Annotated in this window: 8 protein-coding genes; 7 read left to right on the top strand and 1 reads right to left on the bottom strand. The window is 71.4% G+C overall.

Going from position 1 to position 8,848, the window contains the following annotated elements; genetic code table 11:
- A complete protein-coding gene (gene hxlA, locus G3I65_RS24325) occupies positions 1-630 on the bottom strand; it encodes a 3-hexulose-6-phosphate synthase (protein ID WP_309235504.1) in 630 nt (209 codons plus the stop codon).
- A gap of 326 nt (positions 631-956) precedes the next feature.
- On the opposite strand from hxlA, the gene pqqB reads away from it, so the two are divergent.
- From pqqB to G3I65_RS24360, 7 genes are all read left to right on the top strand, one after another.
- Positions 957-1,865 (top strand): pyrroloquinoline quinone biosynthesis protein PqqB, encoded by a 909-nt coding sequence (gene pqqB, locus G3I65_RS24330; RefSeq protein ID WP_160698156.1) that lies wholly within the window; start codon positions 957-959, stop codon positions 1,863-1,865.
- Positions 1,862-2,557, top strand: a complete 696-nt coding sequence (gene pqqC, locus G3I65_RS24335; protein WP_160698151.1) for a pyrroloquinoline-quinone synthase PqqC — start codon at positions 1,862-1,864, stop codon at positions 2,555-2,557. Before pqqB ends, pqqC begins: the two co-directional genes overlap by 4 nt.
- Positions 2,557-2,832, top strand: a complete 276-nt coding sequence (gene pqqD, locus G3I65_RS24340; protein ID WP_160698152.1) for a pyrroloquinoline quinone biosynthesis peptide chaperone PqqD — start codon at positions 2,557-2,559, stop codon at positions 2,830-2,832. Before pqqC ends, pqqD begins: the two co-directional genes overlap by 1 nt.
- Positions 2,829-3,938: a pyrroloquinoline quinone biosynthesis protein PqqE gene (pqqE, locus tag G3I65_RS24345; RefSeq protein WP_160698153.1), complete on the top strand. Its 1,110-nt coding sequence runs from the start codon at positions 2,829-2,831 to the stop codon at positions 3,936-3,938. The genes pqqD and pqqE overlap by 4 nt, the downstream gene beginning before the upstream one ends.
- Entirely contained in the window at positions 3,935-6,397 is a 2,463-nt protein-coding gene (gene pepN, locus G3I65_RS24350) for an aminopeptidase N (RefSeq protein ID WP_160698154.1), read from the top strand. The genes pqqE and pepN overlap by 4 nt, the downstream gene beginning before the upstream one ends.
- 202 nt (positions 6,398-6,599) lie before the next feature.
- Complete coding sequence (locus G3I65_RS24355; RefSeq protein ID WP_166640518.1) at positions 6,600-7,640, top strand: LysR substrate-binding domain-containing protein; 1,041 nt, start codon at positions 6,600-6,602, stop codon at positions 7,638-7,640.
- 26 nt (positions 7,641-7,666) lie between these two features.
- Positions 7,667-8,644: a class I fructose-bisphosphate aldolase gene (locus G3I65_RS24360; protein ID WP_160698155.1), complete on the top strand. Its 978-nt coding sequence runs from the start codon at positions 7,667-7,669 to the stop codon at positions 8,642-8,644.
- Positions 8,645-8,848: the final 204 nt, after the last annotated feature.

Consider the following 8,848-nt stretch of genomic DNA (forward strand, 5'->3'; position numbering starts at 1 on the left):
TCAGCGGGTGGCGTGCTTCTTCAGCTCGGCCGCGGCGGCGCCGGGGTCGGTGGCGTTGTAGATCGCGCCACCGGCGACGGCGACGACGGCTCCGGCTTCACGGACGGCGCCGATGGTGTCGGCCTTCACGCCGCCGGCGATGGAGAACGGGACTCCGGCCAGCCGGCCGTCGTCGAGCAGCTGCTGGATGCTGTAACCCGGCCGGGCCTGCTCGTCCAGCCCGGCGTGGATCTCCACGAAGGAGACACCGAGCTTGGCGACTTCGCGGATCCGCGCGACGCGGTTGTCGGTGACGCCGATCATGTCGGCGACGACCTGCTTGCCGTACTTGCGGCCGGCGGCGACCGCGCCGCGGATGGTGTCGTCGTCGACGGTGCCCATGACGGTGACCAGGTCGGCGCCGGCTTCGAACGCGAGTCCGGCTTCGAGTTCACCGGCGTCGGCGGTTTTGAGGTCGGCGAAAACCAGCTTGTCGGGGTGGGCGGCCTTGATGGCGCTGACGGCGGCGATGCCGGCGGCTTTCACCAGGGGGGTGCCGAGTTCGAGGATGTCGACGTGGTCGGCGACCTGGTTGGCCAGGGTCAGTGCCGAGGGAAGGTCCAGAACGTCCAAAGCCACCTGCAGCTGCACGGCAATTCTCCTCATCGGTACGGGATCTGCTGAGTCCGGCAACCATCACCCGGCGCCGCGAACCCCGGCAACACCCCCGCACATGCGAGACCGCTATCCCCCGATGCGCACCGCGAATGACCCCGCGGCACGCGGACCGCTCATGGCAGGCCGGTCGCCGTTCGTCCGTGATCCGGTGCCGGTCGTTCGCGGCCGGTTGTCAGGCTCCGGCGCGGCCGCAGAAGCTGGTGCGGACAAGCCGAACAGACCAGGGAGGACGCCATGCGGTGCGAGACACCTGATTCCGCGGCGTGCGCCGCCCGTCCCGCACCCGGGTGTTGAGCGACGTGTTCGTCCATTGTCTCGGAGTCGCGGCCGGCGGGGGCTATCCGCAGTGGAACTGCGCTTGCGCGGGGTGCCGGAAGGCCCGCGCCAAGCCCGAAACCGCGTCGTTGCACGCGGGGATCGCCGTGTCGGGAACCGGGGAAAAGTGGTTCCTGCTGAACGCGACGCCGGACGTCCACCACCAGATCGCCACCGACCCCGTGTTGCACCCGGGCCCGGAGATCCGCGCGACGCCGGTGGCCGGGGTGCTCCTGACCGACGCGGAGTTCGACCACACGATCGGCCTGCTGATGCTGCGCGAGGAGTCGACGCTGGCGGTGTACGGGACCGAACCCGTGCTGGCGGCGCTGACTTCGTGGTTCCCGGTCCGGGAGCTGCTGAGCGACTACGCGCAGATCACCTGGTCCCGCCTCGACATCGGCAAACCCCTCGAGCTGGACGAGCGGTTGCGCGCGACCCCGTTCCTGACCGGCGCCAAGGCCCCGCGCTACGTCGGGCGGGCGCGGCACTCCCCGCTCGGCGATTCGGCGGAGTGGGAGATCGGCTTCCGCCTGGAAGACACCGTGACGGGCGGGACCGTGGTGTACGCGCCGACGGTGCCCCGGTGGGACGGGAAGTTCGCCCGGCAGGTGGCCTCGGCCGACTGCGTGTTCGTCGACGGCACGTTCTGGGCGGATGACGAAATGTCCTGTCAGGGCGCGGGAAGCCGGAGCGGGCGGTCGATGGGGCACCTGCCCGTCGGCGGTCCCGACGGGTCCGCTCGCGCACTGGCCGCCCTTCCGGCGAAACGGAAGATCTACACGCACATCAACAACACGAACCCGATCCTCGACGAACAGTCCCCGGAGCGGCAGTGGCTGACGAGCCTGGGCATCGAGGTCGGTCGAGCCGGATTGGAGGTGGAAGTATGAACGCCTGGTCCGCGGAGGAATTCGAAGCGCGGCTGCGGTCGATCGGGGAGAAGCGGTACCACCATCTGCACCCGTTCAACGAGCGGATGCACGCGGGCTCGCTGACCGAGGAGGAATTCCGGGGGTGGGTGCGCAACCGCTTCTACTACCAGGTGAACCTGCCGAAGAAGGACGCGTTCATCCTCACCAAGCTGCCCGGGCGGGACGACCGGCGCCGGTGGATCCAGCGCATCATCGACCACGACGGGCGCACCGGTGCCGAAGGCGGCATCGAGAAGTGGGTCCGGCTCGGTGAGGCCGTCGGCCTGTCCCGGGAGCAGCTGTTCGACGACGACACCGTGCTCCCGGGCGTGCGTTTCGCCGTGGACGCCTACGTGGACTTCTGCCGTCGGCAGCCGTGGCTGGAGTCCGTGGCGTCGGCGCTGACCGAGCTGTTCGCGCCGGACCTGCTCAGCAGGCGGATCATCGACGTCCGGCGCCACTACCCGTGGGTCGGGCCGGCGGGCCTGGAGTACTTCCAGGCGCGGCTCACCCAGCAGCCCAAGGACATCGCGCACCTGCTCGAACTGGTGCTGAACCACGCGAAGACGCGCGAACAGCAGGACGCGTGCGCGCGGGCGCTGGAGTTCAAGTGCGACGTGCTCTGGAGCCTGCTCGACGCCGTCGAACTCGCCTACGGCAAGAGTTCGTGATGGACACCGGCGATCTGACCGCCACCCCGCGGCTGGCGACCAAGGCGATGCTCAAGCACGACAGCGTCCGGGACGTGGAGCTGCTCCTGCTGCCGGAGCGGGTCGTGCTCCTGAACAAGTCGGGGGCGGCGATCCTGGGCCTGTGCGACGGCAGCCGGAACGTGCGGCAGCTGGTCGAGGAGCTCGAGCGCGACTTCGAGGCGACCGACCTCACCAACGACGTCATTTCGTTCCTCGAGGACGCCACCGGGCGCGGCTGGGTGGTGGTCACGTGACCGGCCCGCCGCAGCCGTTCGGCCTGCTGGCCGAGGTCACCCACCGGTGCCCGCTGCACTGCGTCTACTGCTCGAACCCCTTGGCGCTGCTCGAACGCGAGGACGAGCTCGGCACCGAGGACTGGCTGCGGGTGCTCGGCCAGGCGGCCGGGCTCGGCGTCGTGCAGGTCCACTTCTCGGGCGGGGAACCCCTCGTCCGCGGGGACCTGGAGACGCTGGTCCGCGAATGCCGCCGCCTCGGCCTGTACACGAACCTGATCACCAGCGGGCTCGGGCTCACCGAACGCCGGGCGGACTCGCTCGTCGCCGCCGGGCTCAACAGCGCCCAGCTGAGCATCCAGGGCGACGCCGCCGAGTCGACCGACCTGGTCGCGGCGAGCAAACGGTTCGACAAGAAGGAAGCGGCCGCGCGGATCATCCGCGCCGCCGGGCTGCCGCTGAACATGAACGTCGTCCTGCACCGGCTGAACCTGGACCGGCTGGACGCGATCATCGACGTCTGCGTCGGCTGGGGCGCCGAGCGGCTGGAGCTGGCCAACGCTCAGTACTACGGCTGGGCGCTGCGCAACCGCGAGCTGCTGATGCCGAGCAAGGTCCAGCTGGACGCGGCGGTCGGCGTCTACGAACGCCGGAAGGCCGAGCTGGCCGGGAACCTGGAGCTGCTCTGGATCCTCCCGGACTACTACGAGCCCTACCCGAAGCCGTGCATGGGTGGCTGGGCGCAGACGGCACTGACCGTCGCCCCGGACGGGGTCGTCTACCCGTGCCCGGTCGCCGCGGAGATCACGACGATGGAGTTCGCCTCCGTGCGCGAGCACGACCTCGCGTGGATCTGGACGAAGTCGGCCGCGTTCGAGGCGTACCGCGGCACGGAGTGGATGCCCGATCCGTGCCGGAGCTGCCCGCGCAAGGAGCTGGACTTCGGCGGGTGCCGGTGCCAGGCGTTCGCCTTGACCGGGGACGCGAGCCGCACGGACCCGGTGTGCCAGCACTCGCCGGACCACCACCTGGTGCAGGACGTGCTCGTGCGGGCCAACCAGGAGGACGCCGGCGCGGGCGGGCAGCTGCGCTACCGCAGGCCGACGGTGCCGGCGCGAGGACGATGACCCTGACGCGGGCCGAGGCGGCGGCCCGGTCGGCCGAGGTCTCGGACGTCCGGTACGCGGTGGCCCTCGACCTGACCGCGGGGGACCGGGAGTTCGCGACGACCACTGTGGTCCGCTTTCGGGCCCGCACCGGCGAAGGGACCGTCTTCCTCGACTTCGCGGGGGACGTCGAGTCGGTCGAGTGCAACGGCCGCGAGCTCGGGCCGGACGCGCACGAGGGGGCGCGCGTCCGGCTCGCCGTGCGCCCGGGCGAGAACACCGTCCGGGTGCACGGGTCCGCGCCGTATTCGAGCACCGGTGAAGGCTTGCACCGGTTCCGCGACCCGCTCGACGGGAACGTCTACCTGCACACGAAGTTCGAGCCCTTCGCGGCGCACCACGTGTTCGCCTGCTTCGACCAGCCCGACGTGAAAGCGGCGGTCGAGCTGACCGTCACCGCCGAGGACGGCTGGGTGGTGGTCGCCAACACCGATCCGGTGGCGGCCGGGCCGACGTGGCGCTTCGCGTGCACCCCGCCGCTGCCGCCGTACCTGGTGGCGTTCGCCGCCGGCCCGTTCCGCCGGGTGCGCTCCAACCACCGCGGGCTGCCCTTGGCGTTGTACGCGCGCAGCTCGCTCTTCGACGACCTCACCGCGGACGCCGCCGAGATCTTCGAGGTGGTCGGCCGCGGGCTCGACCACTGCGGCCGGTTGTTCGCCCTGCCGTACCCGTTCGCCAAGTACGACCACGTCTTCGCGCCGGAGTACGCGTTCGGCGGCATGGAACACCCGGGCTGCGTGACGCTCAACGAGCGGTTCCTGTTCTCCCACCGCGTCACCGAAGACAAGCGGCGACGGCGGGCCGAGGTGCTGCTGCACGAGATGGCGCACATGTGGTTCGGCGACTACGTGACCCTGCGCTGGTGGGACGACCTGTGGCTGAACGAGGCGTTCGCCGAGCTGATCTCGGTCGTCGCGCAACCGGCGGTCACGCGGTTCGGGGAAGGCTGGACCGCGTACGCGCACCACGCCCTGCCGGTGGCCCGGCACGCCGACCGAATGCCCACCAGCCACGCGATCCGGGTCGACACCCCCGACACCGAGGCGGCGCGGGTGAACTTCGGCCCGATCGTCTACAAGCGCGGCGCGGCGGTGCTGTACGACCTGGCCAGGCGCCTCGGCTGGGACACCTTTTTCGCCGGAGTGCGGACGTACCTGCGGACCCACGCGTGGGGCAACGCCACGCTCGAGGACTTCGTGGCCGCGCTGCGGTCCGGCGCGGACGAGGACGTCGACCGCTGGGTGGCCGAGTGGCTGCTGCGTCCCGGCGTCAACACGGTCGAAGTGCGCCACGGCCGCGTGCGGCAGCTGCCGGACGTCCCGCCCCGCCACCTGCCGCTGCGGATCGCGGCGTTCGACGACCTCGACGGCAGGCTGCTCCCGCGGCACGACACACACGTCCGGCTGACGCCGCGCCGGCGCGAAGCCGCGGCCGGTCCGGCGGACCTCGTGGTGCCCAACGCCGATGCCGGGTGCCACGTCAAGGTCAGGCTGGACCCGCGGTCCCGGCGGACGGCGGTGCGCAGTCTGTCCGCAGTGGAGGACCCACGGGTGCGGTCGGTCGTGTGGGGAGCGCTGTGGGACGACGTGCTCGACGCGCGGCTGCCCGCGCGGCTCTACGCGTCGGCCGTGCTCGCCCACGGACCGCGGGAGACCGACGGCGTCCTGGAAACGCTGCTGGACCGCGCGGTGACGGCGGTGCAGGCCTACGGTGCCCCGGATCCTGCGCTGGCGCACCGGGTGCGGGAGCGGCTGGCGGGCGCCGCTCCGGGCAGCGACCGGCAGCTCGTTCTCGCGCGGGCGCTGACCGGTGCCGTCGCGGATCACGGCCTGCTGGCCGAAATGGTGTGCGGGCGGTCGCCGTGGCCCGGCCTGGAAATCGACCGGGACCTCCGGTGGCGCGCGCTGTTCCGGCTCGCGGCGACCGGCGGGGACGTCGCCGGGCTGCTCGGCATCGCGCGGGACGCCGATCCCGGGGACGGTGGACGGCGCAACGCCCTGCAAGCCGAAGCCGCGCGTCCCACCGCGGCCGCGAAAGAACAAGCGTGGAACCGGCTGCGCGGTGACGGCCTTTCGCTCGCGGAGAAGAAGGCCGTCATGGCGGGATTCCGGCAACCGGGGCAGGAAGCGGTGCTCACGCCGTACGCTGACCGTTACCTGCGCGCCCTGGAGTCCATGGCGGACGCGCGGCCCGAGTTCGTGCTCGCGTTCGCCAGGGCGCTCTACCCCCGGTTCACTGAAGCCGAAGAGGACGTCCTGGCGGCCACCGGCGATCTGCTCGAGAGCAAGTCGCTTTCGGACGGTGTGCGCAAGGTCGTCCAGGAGGAACGCGCCGAGCTGCTCGTCATGCGGGCGGCGCGCGCCTGCGACGCGGCGGAACTCCCGGCGAGCGAAGGAAAACGAGCGGCGTTCCGGCGGTGACGAACGGCACCCGCGGTGCCACGAAAGGGAACGCGGGCCCGGCCACGGCCGCCGAACTCCCGGACCGTCCCGCAAATGGCCCAGCGCACACCGCTCGTGCTCGTGTGCCGTGCTTTCGTGCCGGGCCGATTGACCCCGCCGAGCACCGCGGGCAATCTCGCTGAATACCGCGAGTCGCCGGTCCGAGCGAGAGGGTGAAACCATGGTTCTTCCGTCCAAGATGCCTCAGCTCGCCGACCTCGATTTGCTGCTGTCGGTCGAGAGTTACGGCAGTGTCGGCAAAGCCGCGCAGGCGCACAGCCTTTCCCAGCCCGCGGCCAGCATCCGGATCAGCGCGATGGAACGCCGGCTCGGGCTGCGGCTGCTGGACCGCTCGCCCGCCGGGTCGAAGCTCACCGAAGACGGGGAAATGCTGGCGAAGTACGCCCGCAACGTCATGCAGGCGGCGCGGGAACTGCTGGAGTTCGGTTCCGGGGCCAGGTCTTCCGAAGCGAAACGGCTGCGGATCGCGGGCAGCCCGGCGATCGCCGAGCACCTGATCCCGGAGTGGCTGAACCGCTCCGGGTTCTCGTTCGGCGAGGCCAGGGTCGAGGTGCGGACCGGGGACGTCGAGACGCTGCGCCGGCTGATCCGGACGAGTCACGTCGACCTCGCTTTCCTCGACGGCTGGTGCGGGGCGGGCGGCCAAGGACGCCAGCAGCCGCGCGACGACCTGGTGACCCGCTACATCTGCGACGACAAGCTGGCCGTGGTGGTCGGCTCGAGGCATCCGTGGGCGGTGCGGAGCACGCCCTTGACGGTGCCGGAGCTGGCGGCCGCGCCCCTGGTGCTGCGCGAGCGCGGCTCCGGGCTGCGGGAGTTCACCGACGAACTGCTCGGCACGGCGGGCGCCCCGGAGAGCTACGTCGAGTTCCCGTCCACTTCCGCGATCAAGCAGGCGGTCGCGACCAGCAGGCGGGTGACGGTGCTGAACGTCTCGACCGTGCGGTCCGAACTCGCGGAAGGACGGCTGCACCTGGTGCCCGTCGACCAGGAAATGCCGGCCAAACCCATTTACGCGGTGTGGAGCGAGCACCGGGGGCTCCCGGAGTACGCGAGCGAACTCGTGGAGACCGCCGCGGCGAAAGGCTCTCCGGTGACCGTTTTCGTGCCGGGGCAGAAGGCAAGAGAAGCCGGCTCGCGCAAGCGGACCCGGCCGCGCAAACCCAGCTTGGCGATCGACGTCCACGAATCGATCGCCTGAGCGCCGAACGCAGGAGGAGCAACACAGTGTCTGCCCTGAACAAGATCGCCCGGACCATGGTGTCCGACCGGCGCGGCATCCTCGCCGCCGACGAGAGCATCGCGACGATGTCCGCCCGGCTGGAGAAGGTCGGTGTCGAAGCCACGGCGGAGAACCGCCGGGTGTACCGCGAGCTGATCGTCACCACGCCCCAGCTCGCCGAGCCGATCAGCGGGGTCATCCTCGCGGACGAGACGTTCCACCAGAAGCTGAGCGACGGCCGCACGTTCCCGCAGTACCTCGAGGACATCGGGATCCTCGCCGGGATCAAGGTCGACACCGGGGCGAAGCCGCTCGCGGGATCGCCCGCGGAGAAGATCACCGAAGGGCTCGACGGGCTGCGTGAACGCGTCGCGGACTACGCGCGGGGCGGTGCGACCTTCGCGAAGTGGCGCGCGGTGATCACCATCGGCGACGACGCGCCGTCCGACCGCGCGGTCCGCGCGAACGTGCACGCGCTGGCGCGCTACGCCGGTCTGTGCCAGGAAGGCGGCCTGGTGCCGATCGTGGAACCCGAGGTCCTGATGGACGGCGACCACTCGCTGGCGCGGTGCCGGGAGGTCAGCACCGCGGTGCTGGAGGTGCTGTTCGAGGAGCTGGACCTGATGCGGGTGCAGCTCGACGGCATCGTCCTCAAGCCCAACATGGTGGTCGCCGGGACCGGCAGCGGGGAGCGGCCCTCCGTGGCGGAGGTCGCCGAGGCCACCGTCGAGACGCTGCGCGCGACCGTGCCGGCGGCCGTGCCGGGCATCGCCTTCCTCTCCGGCGGCCAGCGCCCGGAGCTGGCGACGCAGCACCTCGGCGCGATGCAGAACGTCGGCCGGCTGCCCTGGGAGCTCACTTTCTCCTTCGGCCGGGCGCTCGTCGGGCCCGCACTGGAGACCTGGCGGGGCGACGACAACAACTGGGTCGCCGCGCAGAAGGCGCTGGCCGAGCGAGCCGTGGCGAACTCCGCCGCGCGCTGAACCCCCGATCCGCCGCGGGCGGCCGGTCAACATCCAGTGGTCCCGGTCCGGCCGTCCGCGGTTTCCACCCGCCCGTGCGAGCGAAGTGAGCGTGATGACCACTCAGAACTGGGCTGCCGCCGCGGTTTCCCGGAGGCCCGATCAAGCGCTCGCGCTCGAACTCGTGCGGGTGACCGAAGCCGCCGCGCTCGCGGCCGGCCGCCG

It is taken from the genome of Amycolatopsis sp. SID8362, assembly GCF_010550475.1.
GTDB lineage: Bacteria > Actinomycetota > Actinomycetes > Mycobacteriales > Pseudonocardiaceae > Amycolatopsis > Amycolatopsis eburnea.

Bases quoted from the DNA above. Each gene is read 5' to 3' on its own strand.
- pepN (WP_160698154.1), top strand. From the start codon at position 3,935: ATGACCCTGACGCGGGCCGAGGCGGCGGCCCGGTCGGCCGAGGTCTCG.
- pqqC (WP_160698151.1), top strand. From the start codon at position 1,862: ATGAACGCCTGGTCCGCGGAGGAATTCGAAGCGCGGCTGCGGTCGATC.
- G3I65_RS24355 (WP_166640518.1), top strand. From the start codon at position 6,600: ATGGTTCTTCCGTCCAAGATGCCTCAGCTCGCCGACCTCGATTTGCTG.
- pqqD (WP_160698152.1), top strand. From the start codon at position 2,557: ATGGACACCGGCGATCTGACCGCCACCCCGCGGCTGGCGACCAAGGCG.